At 54.3% G+C, this 18389-nt stretch carries 18 protein-coding genes; 4 read left to right on the top strand and 14 right to left on the bottom strand.

Annotated elements, in window-relative coordinates:
* Positions 1 to 328: 328 nt before the first annotated feature.
* The 4 genes from NQU17_02875 to NQU17_02860 all read left to right on the top strand — a co-directional run bounded on the left by NQU17_02875 (position 329) and on the right by NQU17_02860 (position 5462).
* Complete coding sequence (locus tag NQU17_02875) at positions 329 to 1549, top strand: hypothetical protein (protein ID UUM12525.1); 1221 nt, start codon at positions 329 to 331, stop codon at positions 1547 to 1549.
* A 145-nt stretch (positions 1550 to 1694) separates the two neighbouring features.
* Entirely contained in the window at positions 1695 to 2864 is a 1170-nt protein-coding gene (locus tag NQU17_02870) for an amidohydrolase (protein UUM12524.1), read from the top strand.
* A gap of 295 nt (positions 2865 to 3159) precedes the next feature.
* A complete protein-coding gene (locus tag NQU17_02865; protein ID UUM12523.1) occupies positions 3160 to 4533 on the top strand; it encodes an ISLre2 family transposase in 1374 nt (457 codons plus the stop codon).
* Between the two features lie 152 nt (positions 4534 to 4685).
* Entirely contained in the window at positions 4686 to 5462 is a 777-nt protein-coding gene (locus NQU17_02860; GenBank protein UUM12522.1) for an aldolase/citrate lyase family protein, read from the top strand.
* Between the two features lie 178 nt (positions 5463 to 5640).
* Here the strand turns inward: NQU17_02860 and NQU17_02855 are convergent, their stop codons facing one another.
* The 14 genes from NQU17_02855 to prmC all read right to left on the bottom strand — a co-directional run bounded on the left by NQU17_02855 (position 5641) and on the right by prmC (position 18356).
* The gene (locus NQU17_02855) at positions 5641 to 6030 is read right to left on the bottom strand and encodes a F0F1 ATP synthase subunit epsilon (protein ID UUM12521.1); all 390 of its coding nucleotides are present in this window, start codon (positions 6028 to 6030) and stop codon (positions 5641 to 5643) included.
* Positions 6020 to 7423, bottom strand: coding sequence for a F0F1 ATP synthase subunit beta (atpD, locus tag NQU17_02850; GenBank protein ID UUM12520.1), 1404 nt, complete (start codon positions 7421 to 7423; stop codon positions 6020 to 6022). Before atpD ends, NQU17_02855 begins: the two co-directional genes overlap by 11 nt.
* An 8-nt stretch (positions 7424 to 7431) precedes the next feature.
* Positions 7432 to 8304, bottom strand: coding sequence for an ATP synthase F1 subunit gamma (atpG, locus tag NQU17_02845; protein UUM12519.1), 873 nt, complete (start codon positions 8302 to 8304; stop codon positions 7432 to 7434).
* A gap of 3 nt (positions 8305 to 8307) precedes the next feature.
* Entirely contained in the window at positions 8308 to 9828 is a 1521-nt protein-coding gene (atpA, locus tag NQU17_02840; GenBank protein ID UUM12518.1) for a F0F1 ATP synthase subunit alpha, read from the bottom strand.
* Positions 9825 to 10379 (bottom strand): F0F1 ATP synthase subunit delta, encoded by a 555-nt coding sequence (locus NQU17_02835; protein ID UUM12517.1) that lies wholly within the window; start codon positions 10377 to 10379, stop codon positions 9825 to 9827. Before NQU17_02835 ends, atpA begins: the two co-directional genes overlap by 4 nt.
* Positions 10379 to 10861, bottom strand: coding sequence for a F0F1 ATP synthase subunit B (locus NQU17_02830; protein ID UUM12516.1), 483 nt, complete (start codon positions 10859 to 10861; stop codon positions 10379 to 10381). Before NQU17_02830 ends, NQU17_02835 begins: the two co-directional genes overlap by 1 nt.
* A 65-nt stretch (positions 10862 to 10926) precedes the next feature.
* On the bottom strand, positions 10927 to 11157 hold the full coding sequence (gene atpE, locus NQU17_02825; GenBank protein UUM12515.1) for an ATP synthase F0 subunit C: 231 nt from the start codon (positions 11155 to 11157) through the stop codon (positions 10927 to 10929).
* Positions 11158 to 11303: 146 nt separating this feature from the next.
* Positions 11304 to 12023, bottom strand: a complete 720-nt coding sequence (locus NQU17_02820) for a F0F1 ATP synthase subunit A (protein ID UUM12514.1) — start codon at positions 12021 to 12023, stop codon at positions 11304 to 11306.
* Positions 12024 to 12507: 484 nt separating this feature from the next.
* The gene (locus NQU17_02815; GenBank protein ID UUM12513.1) at positions 12508 to 12861 is read right to left on the bottom strand and encodes a hypothetical protein; all 354 of its coding nucleotides are present in this window, start codon (positions 12859 to 12861) and stop codon (positions 12508 to 12510) included.
* 114 nt (positions 12862 to 12975) lie between these two features.
* The gene (upp, locus tag NQU17_02810; protein ID UUM12512.1) at positions 12976 to 13605 is read right to left on the bottom strand and encodes a uracil phosphoribosyltransferase; all 630 of its coding nucleotides are present in this window, start codon (positions 13603 to 13605) and stop codon (positions 12976 to 12978) included.
* Between the two features lie 238 nt (positions 13606 to 13843).
* On the bottom strand, positions 13844 to 14281 hold the full coding sequence (locus tag NQU17_02805) for a hypothetical protein (protein ID UUM12511.1): 438 nt from the start codon (positions 14279 to 14281) through the stop codon (positions 13844 to 13846).
* Positions 14278 to 15372, bottom strand: coding sequence for an L-threonylcarbamoyladenylate synthase (locus NQU17_02800; protein UUM12510.1), 1095 nt, complete (start codon positions 15370 to 15372; stop codon positions 14278 to 14280). Before NQU17_02800 ends, NQU17_02805 begins: the two co-directional genes overlap by 4 nt.
* 69 nt (positions 15373 to 15441) lie before the next feature.
* On the bottom strand, positions 15442 to 16524 hold the full coding sequence (prfA, locus tag NQU17_02795) for a peptide chain release factor 1 (protein ID UUM12509.1): 1083 nt from the start codon (positions 16522 to 16524) through the stop codon (positions 15442 to 15444).
* 80 nt (positions 16525 to 16604) lie between these two features.
* On the bottom strand, positions 16605 to 18356 hold the full coding sequence (prmC, locus tag NQU17_02790) for a peptide chain release factor N(5)-glutamine methyltransferase (protein ID UUM12508.1): 1752 nt from the start codon (positions 18354 to 18356) through the stop codon (positions 16605 to 16607).
* Positions 18357 to 18389 lie beyond the last annotated feature (33 nt).

Here is an 18389-nt window from a genome sequence, read left to right as displayed (position 1 = left end):
TACGTTAATTTTCAAAACCCGGAAAAAATCTGCAAAAAACCCGATTTCAACCCAGCCAATCCCATTACTTCGCTTCAGGGAGCGATCTGGTGACCTCATTGTATCACATACCTGCGGGTAAGCCGGCTAAAAATAGTGATTTCCAGCATGAAAAACATATTTATTCATATTCAGATACTGACGTTCGTTTACTTAATCGATTATTTTGACGATCAGTTCGTTTTTCATATCATTGCAGGCAAATCATTGATAATCCATCAGTTGACTCATTCACTTTTTATCCATATGATAGACATATTTATACAATCTTTCTTCAGGAGGTATCGTTATGTTTTTCTCATCCATCGTCTCTTCCCTCTTCGCCGATCCTGTACTCAAGCCAATCATCGCACTCAGTTTTGTTCTGATTGTGTACACCATCGGTGATATCATTTCGGTGAAAACCAAAAGTATCGTTTCCATGATGTTTACCTGTTCCGTCCTGTTCCTCATCGGATTCTGGTCCGGAGTACCCGTGGATCTGTTTGCCAGTTCCCAGCTCTTTGCCATCGGCGCTCTTTTGATCACCATGCTCCTGACCCATATGGGCACCATGCTGAATTTTCAGCAGCTGGTGCAGCAGTGGCGCACCGTCCTCATTGCGCTGGCCGCCATCGTTGGAATTGTCGTGCTGCTTCTGACCGTGGGCAGCCTGGTGATGGATCGAAACGCCGCCCTGATCGCAGCGCCGCCCATTGCCGGCGGAGTAATTGCCGGAATTCAGATGGCTGAGGCTGCCGCTAAAATCGGCAATGATTCCTATGTGGTTCTGGCAACTTTATTAGTTGTGGTTCAGGGTTTCATCGGCTATCCGGTGGCTTCCTTCTGTCTGAGAAAAGAGGCTGCCGCCATTCTGAAAAGAAAGGGCGCTCTGAGCAGCCCCGAAGCTGTTGCTGCTCCCACTCCCGCAGCTGAAAAGCCCGCCTTCCTGGCCAAGTTCAAATCCGATAACATCCTGCTGGCAAAGACCGCAATCATTGCCCTCCTGGCCACTGTGATCTCTTACGCTGCCCAGAAAGCAGCCGGCTTCAATGTTCTGGATAAAAACATTCTGGCCCTGCTGTTTGGTGTACTGGCTGCTGAAACCGGATTCCTGGAGCGCGGCGTCCTCTCCAAGGCCAATTCCTTCGGGCTGGCCATGGCTGCCTTGATGGCCGTCATTTTCAACAATCTGTCCAAGGCCACCCCGGAAATTGTCATCAACTTGCTGCCCGTTATCGTAAAAGCCCTGGCGATCGGTGCCATCGGCATCGTGATCTTCTCCTTCCTGGCCGCCAAACTGCTGAAGGTTTCCCCGTATATCGCCATTGCCATCGGAGCCTCCGCCCTGTTCGGATTCCCCGGAACCTATATCATCTCCCATGAAGTATCCAATACTGCGAGTGAGGATCCGCAAGAGCAGAAGCTGGTTTTGGACCAGATCCTTCCCAGAATGCTGGTTGCCGGCTTCATCACCGTTTCCATCGCGTCAGTCGTTCTGGCCGGCCTGCTCAGTCCGATGGTCCGCTGATGGATCTTCGCCCATCCGGCGTTTCCATTCCGCTGCCAAAAACCATTTTTACTGCCTGAGCCATCCCGCTGCGCAGACCATTTCCCTGGGTGAGCCATCCCGCTGCGCAAATCCTTCCTGATCCCTCTCAATGAAAGGAGACAACATGAATATCAAAGAATTAGCCAAAAAATATGAACAATACATTGTCGATTCCCGACGCCACTTCCACATGAACCCCGAACTTTCCGAACAGGAATTTGAAACCACAGAGTACATCGCCAAAGAGCTGGATCGCCTGGGCATCCCCTACATCCGCCCCACGGCCACCGGCTTGATCGGAACCATTCAGGGCGCTGCTCCGGGTCCCTGTGTTGGTCTGCGCGCCGACATCGACGCCCTGAACGTCACGGAAAAGAATGAGGTGCCCTACCGTTCCCAGGTCGAAGGAAAAATGCATGCCTGCGGGCATGATGCGCATGCGGCCATGCTGCTGGGCGCTGCGTCAATCCTGTCCGAACTGAAGGGCCAGTTCAACGGCAGCGTCAAGCTGATTTTCCAGCCCGCCGAGGAAGTCGGCCGGGGAGCTTCCCAGCTCATGGCCGCCGGCGACTGGTATCAGGAAGTGGATAACTTCTTCGGGGCTCATATCTGGTCGGTCATGCCGTCCGGTCAGGTCTCTGTCGAAGCCGGCGGCCGCATGGCAGCTGCCGACTGGTGGGAGGTCACCGTCAAGGGCAAGTCAGGCCATGGCTCCATGCCGCAGCAGGGGGTGGATGCCGCCCTCATCGCCTCGGCCATCGTCATGAACCTGCAGCCTCTGGTCAGCCGGGAAACCAGTCCGTTGGAATCCCTGGTCATCACAGTCGGAACCATTGAAGCTGGCAAGCGCTTTAACATCATTGCCGGCGATGCCAAGCTCTCCGGAACCAACCGCTACTTCTCCAAAGCTATTGCTGGCTCCATCGAAGGCGATATGAAACGAATCATCGAAAATACCGCTTCCATGTACCGCGGCGAAGCCACCCTGGATTACAAGTTCGTCACCCCGCCGCTGATCAATGACCCGGCCTCCTCTGATCTTGCCCGGGCCGCCGCGCTCAAGATCTTCGAGCCGCAGCAGATTGTACTGGAACCGGCAACCACCGGCGGCGAAGACTTCGCCTACTACATTCAGAACAAGCCGGGCTGTTTCGCCTTCATCGGCTGCGCCAATCCGGACAAGGGGACCAACATCGCCCATCACCATGAATGCTTCAACATTGATGAAGACGTTCTGGCCAACGGCGCTGCCCTGTATGCCCAGTACGCAGTGGACTTCCTGAACCAGAACTAATTCTTACCTTCAACCAAGGGGAGGTCCCTGGCAGCAGTCAGGGATCTCCCCTTCTGATACTCCAGACAAATATTACTGAGAGTGGGAATTGAAATCTCCTGAGATTCCTCTTTCAATGAGCGGGAAGTCCGGCAGCAATCCGGCAGAAATTCCAGCCAGGCCAACAGCAGCCGGGTAAACAGAAACCGGGTCCGTTAGTGTAAAGTTACTGTAGGTCGAAAATGAAAGAGAATAAGCCCAAGTGCTAGAATGTTAGTAACAACAACAAACAAACTACACGAAAGGACTTATTCTCATGCCTATCTTAACAGATTTCAACTCAATGTTCACCTCTCTCAGACAAGGTTTTGATTCAAGAATGGCAAGCGGTACCCTCACCATGGATCAGGTGGTCCAGGAGACTCACGAGCTGACGGATCGGATTGCCCGTGAGCAGATCCAGGATTATGTTCAGGTACTCGATGAGCGCCTGAGGAACTCACAGTTACGGAAAAAGGATTACTCCATCGAACGGCGTAATCAAACAAAAACCATCGCTACTACAGCCGGACCTGTGGTCTTTGACCGGACGTACTTTCGGGATAAAAAGACTAATCACCATGTGTGTCTGGTGGATCGTCTTCTGGGCCTTGAGCCCCATCAGAGAATCAGCCGGGAACTAGCCTCGTGTCTTCTCTCCAGTGCTAAAGATATTTCTTACCAGGGGACGGTGGAGCGCTATGCAAGCAGCGGAATTACCAGCCGCACTACGGTAATGAATCTGGTCCATCGACTGGGGAACATTGAGTCTTCTGAGGGACCCCTGCCTCAGAAAAAAGTGGTATCTCGGATCTATATTGAGGCCGATGAGGATCATGTAGCTATGCAGGACGGTTCCAATCAGCAGATGCGGCTGATCTACGTCCATGAGGGGCAGCAGAGTGTCGGGAAGAGACGCAAGGCCTTAATGGGTGTACGTCGATTTGCAGGCTTCTACAAGGGCAACTCGGATGAACTGTGGTACGAAGTGTTCGATTACCTGAACTCGGCTTATGAGGTAGATAAGATCGAGGAAATCTCCTTATCAGGGGATGGGGCGACCTGGATCAAGATGGGTGCCCAGATTCTGCCTCGATGCAAGCTCTATCTGGATAAGTTCCACCTGGAAAAGGCCCTGCGCCAGGCGGCAACGCCGATTGATTCCTACAAAGGGACAAAGGATGAATATTACTGGTACCTCAAAGACGCCATCAGCATGGACTCCCTTGAGGACATCAACACATTCTTCGAATCAGCGGCGGGATTGCCGCTTAAAAAGACCCAGGAAAAGAAGTTAGGCGAGATGCAAACCTATCTTGTGTCCAACTGGGAATCGATCCAGAACGCGGCCAAGTCGGGCTATCAGGGCTGCAGTGCGGAAGGGCATGTCAGTCATGTGCTTTCCTCACGGTTATCTTCACGCCCGATGGGGTGGAGCACAGTAGGTGCTGAGAATATAGCGCGCATGCGAGTTTTCGTGCTCAATGGCGGGGATCTCATGGGCTACTTCGCTGCCAAAGAGAAAGAAAAGAAGAAGGAAGCCCGACTTGTGAGGCTAGAAAAACGGATCGTGAAGAAGAGCCGGGTCTACCCAGTAAAACAAGGCTCAATCAGCTATGCAACGCCTCATTTTGGGTGGTATAAATCATAAAACCCGGGCTACTTGGAATCCGCACGGCAGGCTTATTCAGTTTTTGAACCGAAAGTAAGTTGACGCTATCACCGGGTCCCAGCAGCACGCCAGCAGTAAGCTCCTGTGGTAGAATGAAGCCAGAGCAAACAATCGGCAAGCGAGGTAACAACATGCAGAATGAATTGAAGCGAGCCCTGGAGGCGGGGCATACCACTTATGGCACCTTCCTGGAAATCGGCCATATGAACAGCGTGGAGGCCATGGAAGGAACGGGTCTGGACTATGTCATTCTGGACGCGGAGCACAGTGCCATGGGCGCTGAAACCATCCTGGATTTAATCCGGGCATCGGAGATCGCCCGACTGACTCCCCTGGTCCGCATCGCGCAGATCAGCCACCGTGAAATTCAGCGCATCCTGGATTCCGGCGCACAGGGACTGGTTGTGCCGGGCATCAAAACTCTGGAAGAGCTCAGGCTGCTGGTAGACTTTGCCAAGTTCCCGCCCATCGGAGAACGCAGCTTCTGCCCCACCCGGGTCTCCCGCTGGGGGGCTCAGGAGTGGGCCAAAGGCACTCTCGACGAGTACATGAGCCACTGTAACCAGGAAGTTCTGGTACTGCCCCAGTGCGAAACCAGGGAGCTCCTGGAAGTCATCGAAGACGCCAGTGCCCTGGCCGGAATAGACGGGTTCTTTATCGGCCCCTACGATCTGTCCATCTCCATGGGCATTCCCGGTCAGTTTGACCATCCGGATTTTAAAGCCGCACTGCGCCGGATCTGCCAGGCTGTCCTGGCGAACGGAAAACTCCTGATGGTGTTCACCGGTGATCCCGCAAACGTCAAGGCCATGACCGATCTGGGCATTCGGGGAATTACCCTGGGAATGGATACTGCCGTCCTGCATCAGGGCTATTGTGGCCTGGTCCGAACCGCCAGGCAGAAATAACGAGCCTCCCGGCTGACCCAAAGCAATAAAATCAAACGAAAAATCCGCAAATAATAATTTAACGAAAAAATCCCGAAACAAAAAAGGACCAGACGGTCCTTTTTGCTTTTTGATTTTTATCATTCATGGTCCCTTGAGGCAGTCCCTGCTCAACGCCCGGCTGCCTTCCTCCCGGAAGCTATTCCGGCAGCAGCGCGGTTTTCAGCTGAGCGGTCAGTCGGATCTTTTCTTCCTTCAGGTGAGTGGGCGCACCGGGGCTGGTCAGCTCCCGTTCAACTGTTGCCAGCTGAGCACGGATTCCCGGTGCATCCAGAGCCTCTTTCCACTCGGCCTGATCCGTAATGAAAATGACTTCATTGTTCAGGACACGCAGAATACCGTCTCCGGTATAGAGGATCTTCTTCTGCCGGTCAGACAGCGTCAGAACGGTCGGGGACGGAATCGTCATCGCAATCAGCGGGGCATGGTGACTCAGGATGACGAACTGCCCGGTCGGGCTTTCCGCCTGAATGGAAAGAATCTCTTCGTCCCACAGGGTCTGTTCCATCGTGACAATTTTAAGATGCATCTCCGGTCATCTCCCTGGCTTTTTCCAGCACATCCTCGATGGTTCCGCAGAACAGGAAGGCGCCTTCCGGGATGTGGTCATGCTTGCCTTCCAGAATTTCCTGAATGCCGCGAATGGTTTCCCGGACCGGGACAAACCGGCCGGGCATACCGGTAAACTGTTCGGCTACCCGGAACGGCTGGGAGAAGAAGCGCTGAATCCGCCGGGCCCGGGCTACCAGAGCCCGATCCTCTTCTGACAGTTCCTCTACGCCGAGAATGGCGATAATATCCTGCAGTTCCTTGTACTTTTCCAGAACCTGAATGACCCGGCGGGCAACATCATAGTGCGTCTGCCCGACGATCTTCGGATCCAGAATACGGGAATTGGACGCCAGGGGATCCACCGCGGGGTAGATACCCAGCTCCACGATTTTCCGATCGAGAACCGTGGTCGAGTCCAGATGGCTGAAGGTCGTTGCCGGAGCGGGATCCGTCAGGTCATCGGCGGGCACATAGACAGCCTGAACCGAAGTAATGGAGCCGCGGCGGGTTGAGGTGATCCGTTCCTGGAGCGCACCCATTTCCGTAGCGAGGGTCGGCTGGTAGCCTACCGCGGACGGAATCCGGCCCAGCAGCGCGGATACTTCCGAACCAGCCTGCGAGAACCGGAAGATATTGTCGATGAACAGCAGCACATCCTGTCCCTGATCGCGGAAATGCTCCGCCATGGTCAGACCCGTCAGAGCCACGCGCATGCGCGCTCCCGGAGGTTCATTCATCTGACCAAAGACCAGGGCTGTGTTCTTGATAACCCCTGACTCCTGCATTTCCCGGTAAAGGTCATTGCCTTCACGGGAACGCTCGCCGACTCCGGTGAACACGGAGAGTCCGCCTGATTCCTTGGCGATATTGTTAATCAGTTCCTGAATCAGGACGGTTTTGCCGACCCCGGCACCACCGAACAGACCGACTTTACCGCCCTTCATATAGGGTGCCAGCAGGTCGATGACCTTGATTCCGGTCTCAAACATGGCCGGTTCAACCGACTGTTCCTCGAAGCTCGGAGGCTTGCGGTGGATCGGCAGGTACTTGTCGGCATAGACGGCGGGACCGCCATCAATGCTCTGGCCCAGTACATTGAAGAGCCGGCCCAGGGTCTGCTGGCCGACGGGCACCGTGATGGGCGCGCCGATATCCAACACTTCCATGCCGCGCTTCAGGCCTTCGGTGGGTTCCATGGAAATGGCCCGCACGATGTCGCCGCCTATGTGCTGCTCTACTTCGGCATAGAGCAGCCGATCGCCCAACTTGATCTCCAGGGCATTGAAGATCTGGGGCATGTTTTTCGAATTGAACTGGATATCCAGAACAGGTCCGATGATCTGTACGATCTTTCCTGCATTCTCTGCCATATTTCCTCCTATTTCAAAGCTTCCGCACCGCCGATGATCTCGGTGATCTCCTGAGTGATGACACTCTGGCGGAGGCGGTTCAGCTGCCGTGACAGATCCCGCAGGATGTCATCGGCATTTTTATTGGCACTGTCCATGGCCTTCATCCGGGTGGAGTGTTCCACCGTCTTGGCATGGAGCAGCATGTGATACATTTTCTCTTTCAGGTACATGCCAAGGATTTGATCCTGCATCATGGCCGGATCCGGGTCAAAGTCGAACCGGGCAGCAATCTCGTCGGACTCCCGCCGGGGGCGCGCAAAGGGCAGCAGCGTTTCCACCCGGATCTCATCGCGCAGGGCGGAGAGATAATGGTTGTAAATGATGCGAACCTCACTGACCTGACCAGTCCGATACAGTTCCAGCGGGTCTCTCAGCAGCAGTGCCGCTTCCCGCGGTCCCGGCAGATCACCCAGAGGAAACTCCTTCAGCGATCCCTCCTCGAGGTGTTCGTTGATCGGGGCGGTTCCCCGGTACCCCGTCGTCAGAATCAGAGGTTCCTTTGATTCCTGGGCAATGATCGCGATCGCCTCATGGGCCAGGCTGGAGTTATAGCTGCCGACCAGACCCTTGTCTGAGTTGAGCATCAGGTATAACCGTCGGGCCTGAGGATTCGGACTTTGAAGGAACAGCCCCGGGGTCTCCTCCGTGGGCGGAATGGAATTGAGGATCTCATTGACAATTTCACTGAAGGATTCATAATGGGCTGTATTTCCTGTCAGCAGGATTCGGGCCCGCTGATACTTGGAAGTAGCCACCAGCCCCATTGCCATGGTGATCTTGCGCGTCGACTTGACGGTCTTCAGCCTCCGCTTCAGCGCGATCAGAGTCGTTCCTGCCATGGTCTACACCTGCTCTCCGCTGTAGTATTCCCGGGTGAACTCCTCAATGGCTTCATCCAGTTCGCGCTGCAGAGCCGGGGATAGTTCCCCCGTGCTGATAATGGCTTTGCCGATGCTGGCATGGTAGGTGTCCATAAAATCAAGGAATTCGCGCTCGAAGGTGCGAACCTCGCGCACGGCCACCTGATTCAGCTTGTTGTTCATGACGGCATACAGGATCATGATCTGCTTTTCGTAGCGCATCGGTTCAAACTGCTGCTGTTTCAGGACTTCCACAATGCGCTGCCCCTTGTCCAGCAGACTGCGCGAGGATTCATCCAGGTCTGTGCCGAACTGGGCAAAGGATTCCAGTTCCCGGTACTGTGCCAGATCCAGTCTCAGTTTGCCCGCTACCCGCTTCATCGCCTTGGTCTGGGCATTGCCGCCGACGCGGGATACCGAAATACCCGGGTTGATGGCCGGACGGATGCCGTTGTAGAACAGATCCGATTCCAGAAAGATCTGGCCGTCGGTAATGGAAATGACATTGGTCGGGATATAGGCGGTAATGTCGCCGGCCAGGGTTTCAACGATGGGCAGAGCCGTCATGGAACCGCCTCCCAGATCATCGGACAGACGGGCTGCCCGTTCCAGCAGGCGGGAGTGGATGTAGAAGACATCTCCCGGGTAAGCTTCCCGTCCCGGCGGACGCCGGAGCAGAAGCGACATGGCCCGGTATGCCACCGCATGCTTGGACAGATCATCATACACGATCAGGACATCCCGTCCCTTGTTCATGAAGTACTCCCCGATGGTACAGCCGGTATAGGCCGACAGGTACTGCAGCGGAGCGCTTTCTGCCGCCGTGGCTGCCACGATCGTGGTATAGTCCATGGCCCCGGCCTTGGTCAGAATATTGTAGATATTCGCCACGTTGCTCTGCTTTTGGCCGATGGCCACATAGATGCACAGAACGTTCTTGTTCTTTTGATTCAGAATCGTATCCAGCGCGATCTGGGTCTTGCCGGTCTGCCGGTCGCCGATGATCAGCTCCCGCTGACCCCTGCCGATGGGTACCATGGAATCGATGGCCTTGATACCGGTTTCCAGCGGAACAGTGACCGATTTTCGCTCAATGATGCCCGGCGCCTGGATTTCCACCGGCCGGAACAGCTTGGGCTCAATGTGCCCCTTGCCGTCGATGGCTTCACCTAAGGAGTTGACAACCCGGCCGATCATTTCTTCTCCGACGGGAACCTCCACCACACGTCCGGTTTTACGAACAAAATCGCCTTCCTTGATGGAATCTGAAGGACCGAGCACAACGGCTCCGACATTGTCATATTCCAGGTTCAGCGCCATGGCTTTGATGCCGCCCGGCATTTCCAGCAATTCGCCTTCCATGCAGTCATCCAGCCCGTAAATACGGGCGACACCGTCGCCGATCTGGACGACGGTGCCGGAGTCTACCGTCTGGACTTTCTTGTCAAACCGCTCGATTTCTTTGCGGATGACGGAAGTTATTTCTTCTGGTTTAATTCTCATTCTGCATTTACCTCAATGGTGGTGATCATGGATTTTTTCAGGTCATCCAGCATGGACCGGACACTGCCGTCGATGAGCTGGTCTCCCACCTGAATCAGAATTCCGCCGATCAGGTCCGGATCGATGGTCTCTTCCAGTTCGATCTGTTTCTGATAACGGTCCATGAGTTTCTGGCGCAGCGCGGTTCGCTGGTAGTCCTTTAAGGGCTGAACCGTGCGAATTCTGGCAACCAGAATCCCGCGCTCGTCCAGGTCAATCTTTTTCAGTTCTTCCAGCTTTTCGCGCAAAAACAGAATCCGGTCTTTTTCAATCAGGATCAGAAGGAAGGTCAGCAGGTCTTCATCCATTTTGCCTTTAAACAGCTGAATAAAGAACTTCTTCTTTTCCTTCAGGGAAATTTCCGGATGCTTGATCAGCTGCTGAAACTCAGCGGACTCATCGATGACCTGGACGACGGCAGTCAGATCCTGGATGTACTTATTGACCTTATCCTTGGACTTTGCCACATCGTAGAGCGCCTGTGCATACCGTTTGTCTAGGAATTCATACATTATGCTTCATCCATCCTTCCCAGGATGTCATCGATGAGGCGGTCATGAGTCGCTTCCGTCGCATCTTCTCCGATGGCTTTGCGCGACAGCGTGCTGGCCAGTTCCACGACACTGCGTCTGGTTTCTTTTCTGGCCTGTTCGCGTTCCCGGTCTGCGTCAAGGGTTCCCCGCTGAACAATCAGGCGGGCTTCGGTGCGGGCATCCTCTAAGATATCGTCATACAGCACTTCGGCTTTTTTCTTGTAGTCATTAATGATCCGGACCCCTTCCTGCTTGGCGGTCCGATGATCCTGGGTCGCCTTGGCCAGCAGCGACTCCGCTTCCGTGCGATCGGCTGCTGCCTGCTCCATGTTTTCCTGGATCATGGCCGTGCGCTGATCCATTGCCGCTTTGATTTTCCCAAAGAAAAACTTGCGGACGATGAGATAGAAAATAAGGAAATTCAGTATGCTTACTACAATTTCCGACAGATGAATACTCATGGTTCATTCCTCCCGTTTTAATGGATCGTCTGATGAATCGTCTGATGAATCGTCTGATGAATCGATTAGCTTACTCCGACAAAAATCAGAAGGATGGCAACCAGCAGTCCATAGATGGCGGTTGCTTCCGCAAACGCGGATCCGATAACCAGAACTGTAATGATCTTACCGGATGCGTCCGGCTGGCGTGATACGGATTCAACCGCCTTAGCCGTTGCCAGACCTGTTGAAATTCCTGCGCCCATACCTGTTAAAACCGCAATGGCTGCTGCCAGCGCTCTCAATCCTAATTCCATAATTTGTTAACTCCTTGTTCCTTTGGTTTGATTTCAATGTGTGTTCGAATTGTCCTGAATGTCAGCTATTGTAAAGTGTCCGATCAGGCGGACACCCTGTTTTTCATTGGTTGCATCAGCAGGTGGGAACTTAGAATCCCCGGGCATCAATGCTCATGTTCTTCCGAGGATTCCTCTGCGATCAGCTTGATCTGGATCATGGTCAGGAACGTGAAGATCACGGCCTGAATGGCTCCGTCAAAGATGTCAAAGTACATGTGGAACGGGATCGGAATCACCAGACCGATAGCGGTCTGAATTTCCAGCAGCGCTCCATAGATCAGTGACATAATGACCGTGGCAGCCAGGATATTTCCGAACAGCCGCAACGCCAGACTGATTGGGAAGATGAGCCGTTCCAGTAAAGTAATCGGCAGCAGCAGCGGCATCGGCTTGATGTAGGATTTCAGGTACCCTTTCACTCCCGCCGATCGAATGGCGTGGCCATGAATAATGGTAAAAGAAATCAAACCCAGTCCCAGAGTGGTGGAAAAACTGGAAGTCGCCGGCTTGAAGCCGAACAGACCGACAAAGTTCTGTCCCATCAGGTAACTGATCAGGGCGCCGATGAACGGAACAAACTGAAAGTAGCCTTCTCCCATATTTTCTCGAACCAGTCCATAAACAGCGCCGTAAATTGTTTCTGACAGAATCTGGCGCCGCTCGGTCGGCAGCACACTCATTCGGTGACCCAGATAGATAAACAGCAGCGACAGCACGATCATTACGCCGGTGGATACCAGCATGGGCTTTGTGACAGCCAGTTCCAGACTGCCTATTTTGAGAACGTGTAGTGGTCCTTCGGTGATGAAGTCGACCATATGCATGTAAGCATCACTCCCCTTTTTAAAATTTTAAACTGCGCGGTCCGATGGGTATGGCCAACGACAGGTCCTGACCGGCACTGTCCCGAAAAATGTCAAAAAAAACAGAGACAGTCCTGTCGGAATGTCCCTGGTTTTATCTGAATCCTCTTGAGGGGCAAGGCGGCTTTTCATTATTCGGTCTATGACCTGATCTATTGAGTTTGAATAATAAGATCAATGATTCCAGTATGTTCCACATCCATCGTTTTTCAGCTCAAACATACAAAATTATATGCCTCTTACTGAGTCGAATCAAGGAGTAAATTCAATTTGATGCAACTGAAAACGTTGTAACGAACATTATTTAAACAATACTTAACAATTCCTCTCCCGTAATATGAAAAAACCGGTCAAAGTGACCGGTTTTCCAACAAATGTTGAAAATTGATCGGTTTCAGGCCGGATTCCGCCCTGTTCTGCAGTCCAGCGCAGTCCAAATCGAGTATTATGTCAACTTTTTCGTGTACAGCAGGATGCCGCCAAACAGCAGAGTGTAACCTACAAAGTAGAAAATTCCCAGCACCGGCTGAATACTGATCAAAAGCCAGGCCACTAGAACGGTAATCAGGATCTTCCCGAAATGGAGCAGTACGGTGAGAAATACTCCGCCGGAGCGGATGGCTGCTGCCGTCATCCGGACACTGAGCAGAAATCCCCCCGTGGCAACCAGGCTGCCAAGCAGCAGGGCCAACCCGGCCATCCCACCCCAGATCAGAGCGGACAGACCGGCCAGTGGCAAAGCGACAAACAGGCTGACCTGAATGACGCTCCTCAAAAGTGGCTTGAATTCATGATCCATGGTTCCCACTCCGTTCCCGGTCCGGCTGATCCGGATCCGTTTCTGAAAAAAATGCCGGCGGCAAATGGAAAAGGGATCTGATGCAGATCCCCTGTGTTCTCGTCGCGGACCGGATCATTTGGTGCCGAACAGGCGGTCGCCCGCATCGCCCAGACCAGGAATGATGTAGCCCTTCTCATTGAGTTTCTCATCAATGGATGCCAGATAGATGTCCACATCCGGGTGAGCTGCCTGAAGAGCTTGTATTCCTTCCGGGGCCGCGATCAGTCCGACAAAGCGGATGGAGGTGGCCCCCCGGCGCTTCAGCAGCGTGACTGCATCGGCGGCGGAGCCGCCGGTGGCGAGCATGGGATCCACGAGAATGATGTCCCGTTCGTTGATGTCCTGGGGCAGCTTGCAGAAGTATTCCACCGGCTGCAGGGTGGTTTCATCGCGATAAAGACCGATGTGACCGACTTTGGCCGCCGGAATCAGCTTGCGCATTCCTTCTACCATGCCCAGCCCTGCTCTCAGGATCGGAACAATGGCCAGCTTCTTGCCCGAAAGCATCTGGCACTTGGCAGGTCCCATCGGGGTTTCGATGACTACCTCCTCGGTATGGATGTTTCTGGTCACTTCATAAGCCATCAGCATGGCAATTTCTTCCACTACCTCACGGAATTCCTTGGATCCGGTATCTTTATCCCGGATAATTGCCAGCTTGTGCTGGATTAACGGATGTCTGATCTCTGTCACTGTACTCATTGGCTGTATCCTCCCTGCCTATCTGAATGTCGGAACAGGCCGGCCGATGCGGCGGACTCTGCCCTTGTTTTGGTACGTCGTTCTTTTTTATTATATATCAAATGAAATATCATTTCATTTTTCGTGCGGAACTTTTCTTCTCCGGTTATTTTTCGTTAATTTGCTTCCGGATCCCCGATGCCCTGTTCCCTGGAATTCCCAGGTTTCTCCATCCTGACGTCCGAAGTTTTCATTCGACTCAGCCCATCTCCTGATCGCGAAGTCGTTTCACCACCCGGATCATCAGATCAGTCAAGCGGTCAAAGGTGGCTTCGTAATCAGACAGTGGTCCCCCAAAGGGATCCGGGATGTCCCCGCTGTCACCGGCATAGTCCGCCAGGGCATAGACTCGGGGGCAATCCGTGAGATTGCGGACAAAATCTGCCTGATCCCGGGTCATGGTCAATACGAGTCCGGCATCCCGGCAATCGTCCCCGGAGAGCTTGCGGGCAGGCTGATTCAGCTCCAGATTCAGGCGCTGCCGGAGCACCGTCCGGGTGTTGGGGTGGGTGGAAGTACCCGGTGCAATGAATAGTCCCCGCGACTCGACCTCAAGCTCCGGCGCCAGGGCTTTCAGGATTCCCTCTGCCATCGGGCTGCGGCAGGTATTGCCGGTACAGACAAAAATCACCTTCATTCCTTCACCTCCACCACGTCATAAGCCGCCGCTTTCTTGAGGCGGTTCATCAGTGACAGGCCCAAACCGGTTTCCGCCACGGCTTCCACCCAGATTCCGGTATAGCCCTGATCGTCAGCCCAGCGCAATGTTTCAAAAATCTCTCGGGCAGCTTCTGTCACGGATCCAAAGCGAACAACGGATGGATCCGAGTCGGCTGCGTCTGGCCCAAAAACGGTTCCGGACGAACTCGTGGTCGGATTCTGGTCCAAGCCGTCCGCGTCGATCAGCACGGCCAGGGTCTGCTCGTCCTTTCGGGTCTGCAGGTAAAGCTGCACCGCCTGCCGGGTTCCGCGCAGCAGCGTAACCTTGGCTCTGGGCGCATAATGGCGATACTTCATGCCCGGGGCCCGCGGCGACTCATCCCCCTGGAGGGTGGCCGACGGAACATAGACCACCTCGCCCAGGACCGCCCGCAGTTCTTCCAGCGTAATGGCGCCGGGCCGGAGCAGTTCCGGGACAGTGCCAGACAGGTCAATGATGGTGGATTCAAGCCCGACCCGGGACTGATCCATTCCAAGGATCAGATCAACCCGGCCCATCAGGTCCTCCTGGCAGCGGCGGAAGGTGGTCGGTGAGGGCCGCCCCGAAATATTGGCCGACGGCGCCGCAATGCCGCAGCCGGCCGCCTTGATCAACGCCAGCGCAGCCGGCTGATCCGGCATCCGGACCCCTACTGTATCCAGTCCGCCCGTGGTTTGGGCCGGCACCCCTGGATCCTTCTTCATAATGATAGTCAATGGCCCCGGCCAGTAGCGATCCATCAGCCGGACAGCGGTCGGCGGAATTTCGGATACTATTCCCGAAAGATCGCGGTCCGCCACGTGGATGATGAGCGGATTGTCGGAGGGGCGGCCCTTGGCCCGATAAATGCCCTGAACCGCCAGGGGATCCATGGCATTGGCTCCCAGTCCGTAGACCGTCTCCGTCGGGAAGACCACCGTTCCGCCGGCTCGAATGACGGCTCCGGCTTCCTCATATACTTTATGACGCGACGCTTCATCCATTGCGGTCAGATCATAGCAGCGTGTCGGGATGTTCAGTTCTTCCACGGTTCCCTCCTGTCGATTCTTTCTGAAAAAAATGCAGTCTTCCGAGGAAGCTGCATTTTTTGAAACCTATCAGTTTCTACTATTCCCCATCAGTTTGAGCTTTTCGCTCTGATCGTAAGCCGTCAGGGCATCCAGCATTTCATCGATATCGCCATCCATGAAGGTTTCCAGCTTGTATAAGGTCAGTCCGATGCGGTGATCCGTCACGCGCCCTTGCGGATAGTTATAGGTCCGGATCCGCTCCGAGCGGTCTCCGGTTCCAACCTGGGACCGCCGCTCATCCGCGATGTTCTGGCTGCGTTCCTGCTCCGCGATCTCGTACAGTCTGGCCTGAAGCACTTTGAGCGCCTTCTCTTTGTTCTTCAGCTGGGATTTTTCATCCTGCATGGCCACCACCAGTCCGGACGGAATATGGGTAATCCGGACGGCTGAGTCGGTCGTATTGACGGACTGCCCACCGTTGCCTGAGGACCGGTAAACATCGATGCGCAGATCGTTGGGATCGATCTGGACGTCCACATCATCGACTTCCGGCAGAACAGCCACCGTCGCGGTGGAGGTGTGAATCCGACCGGAGGATTCCGTTTCCGGAACCCGCTGAACCCGGTGCACGCCGGACTCGTACTTGAGCCGGGAGTAGGCTCCCTCTCCCTTAATCATGAAAACGACTTCCTTAAAGCCGCCGATATCCGTTTCATTCAGGGACATCAGCTCCACCCGCCAGCCTCTGGATTCCGCGTACTTGACATAGAGTCGGTACAGCGAATGGGCAAACAGAGCCGCTTCATCACCGCCGGCACCGCCGCGGATTTCCACAAAGACGTTTTTCTTGTCATTGGGATCCGTCGGGATGAGCAGGATCCGAATCTCATCGTGAATTTTCTCGATTTCTGCTTCCAGGATCTTGTTGTCTTCCTGGAACATTTCCTTCATGTCCGGATCCAGTCCGTTTTCTGACAGCATGGCCTTGTTTTCTTCCAGCTGCTTCTCTCTGGACTTATATTCCCGATACTTGGTTACGATATCTTCCAGATCGGAATGCTCCCGCACCAGCTTCTGCCAGGCAGCCTGGTTCTGCATGATCACCGGGTCCGCGATCTGATGAGACAGTTCGTCATATTTATTTTCTATAAAGCTGAGTTTTTTCAGCATATTCATCACTCCATTTCGATTTCAACTTTGATTTGTCCGCCACTTCGATCTTGTTTGTCTTTCCTTGGTGTCCGGCGTCGCTACAAATCGCGGATCCAGGTGGCCCGAACCACCCGGTCCTGTCCGGCCAGGTCCCCGATTACCTGAGGATCCTGCCAGTTGAACCGCCGCAGCAGATCTGCCACCGCCGTTCCCTGATCGGCTCCGATCTCAAAGAACAGGACGCCGCCCTGGGTAATATACTGCCGGGCTTTGTCCGAGATCCGTTCATAGAACTGAAGTCCGCTCTCGCCGCCGTCCAGGGCCTGTTTGGGCTCAAACTCCCTGACATCACGGGGGAGAGTTCGAATCTCCCGGCTGCGGATATAGGGCGGGTTGGAAACGATCAGATGGAACTCCTCTGACCCGTCAATGGCGTCAAACAAATCGCCGACCAGGAACCGAGTCCGGTCTTCGACCTTGAGATTCTGTGCATTCATCCGGGCAACGGCCATGGCCCGCGGGCTGATATCAGCCAGCACCAGACGAGAGTTGGGATAAAGGGCAGCCAGGGACAATCCGATGGCCCCGGAACCGGAACAAAGATCCAGGATTCGGACGGGCTCCCCGGTCTGAGGCAGTGATTTCAAGGTCAGGAGAGCCTCCTCGACCAGAATCTCCGTATCCGGTCTGGGAATCAGTGTGGACTCATTGACGATGAAGTCCATCCCCATGAATTCCTTGTGCCCCGTAATATAGCTGATGGGCATATGGCCGCGCCGTTTGCTGATGACATCCCGGAACCGATCGTACTCTGAAAAGGTGACGGTTGCCTCGGGATGAGCCAGCAGATAGCTCCGGTCATGTCCGGTCACAAAGCTGAGCAGGACATCCCGGTCCAGCGCTGCGCCTTCCAGTCCTTTCAACCGTTCATCAGCATAGGCTTTCAGTTCCTTGATCGTGAAGGGCAGATTTTCCGAACGCTTCAGCGCAGTGATGGCCACTTCGATCATGGCATCATCGGGTTCCGCAGTCGTAATGCGCTGCATCAGGCGTCCCGGCAGACTGATGGCGCGGGACAGCGGGGTATCATTGGCTCCCAGCCACAGAATCAGTTCAAACGTCAGACCGGCAACCACCGGGATCAGCAGAACTTTGGAGACAACCCGAATAAACGGATCAAAGCTTGGGACGAAGGAGTAGACAACGATGGACATGATCAGAACCAGAAACATAAAATTCGTGCCGCAGCGGGCATGATAGCGGGAAGACTGGCGAACATTGGCCACGGTCAGTTCTCGGTCGTTTTCGTAGGCATCGATGACCTTGTGCTCCGCCCCGTGATACTTGAACACCCGGCGAATATCCGGGATCCGGGAGATGGCCAGGAGATAGAGAATGAACAGAACCAGCTTGATGACTGCTTCCAGAAGGTTCAGAGCCAGCCGGTTCCCCTCCGGCCGGATCAGGAATCGGGCCAGCAGAGTAGGCAGCACCGTAAAGAAAATCAGAGCCAGCCCCAGAGACAATCCAATGGTCAGGGCATTTTCGATCTGCTCTCCGCGTCCGCCGGAGATGCGATCCACAAACGCGGCAAAGCCGGTCCGCGGCGTGGAAGGTTCCTCGTAAAAACGGGCCGCATAATTCATCATGCGCAAGCCCGTCGCCAGGGAGTCAACCAGGCTGAATACTCCGCGCAGCACAGGCGTCTTGCGCCATGCAGAACTGTTGTATTGAATTGGTTCCGTCAGCGTTTCAATCACCCCGTCCGGAGTTCTGACGCTGGTTGCCACACAGTGGCTGCCACGCATCATTACGCCTTCCAGGACCGCCTGTCCTCCTACATTTTTCATGCTTTTCATTCCTTATCTTAAAAAATACTTTTC

It is taken from the genome of Clostridiaceae bacterium HFYG-1003 (assembly GCA_024579835.1).
In the GTDB taxonomy this organism is placed as follows: domain Bacteria; phylum Bacillota; class Clostridia; order Clostridiales; family Clostridiaceae; genus JG1575.
This window is presented reverse-complemented; position numbering and strand designations above follow the sequence as displayed.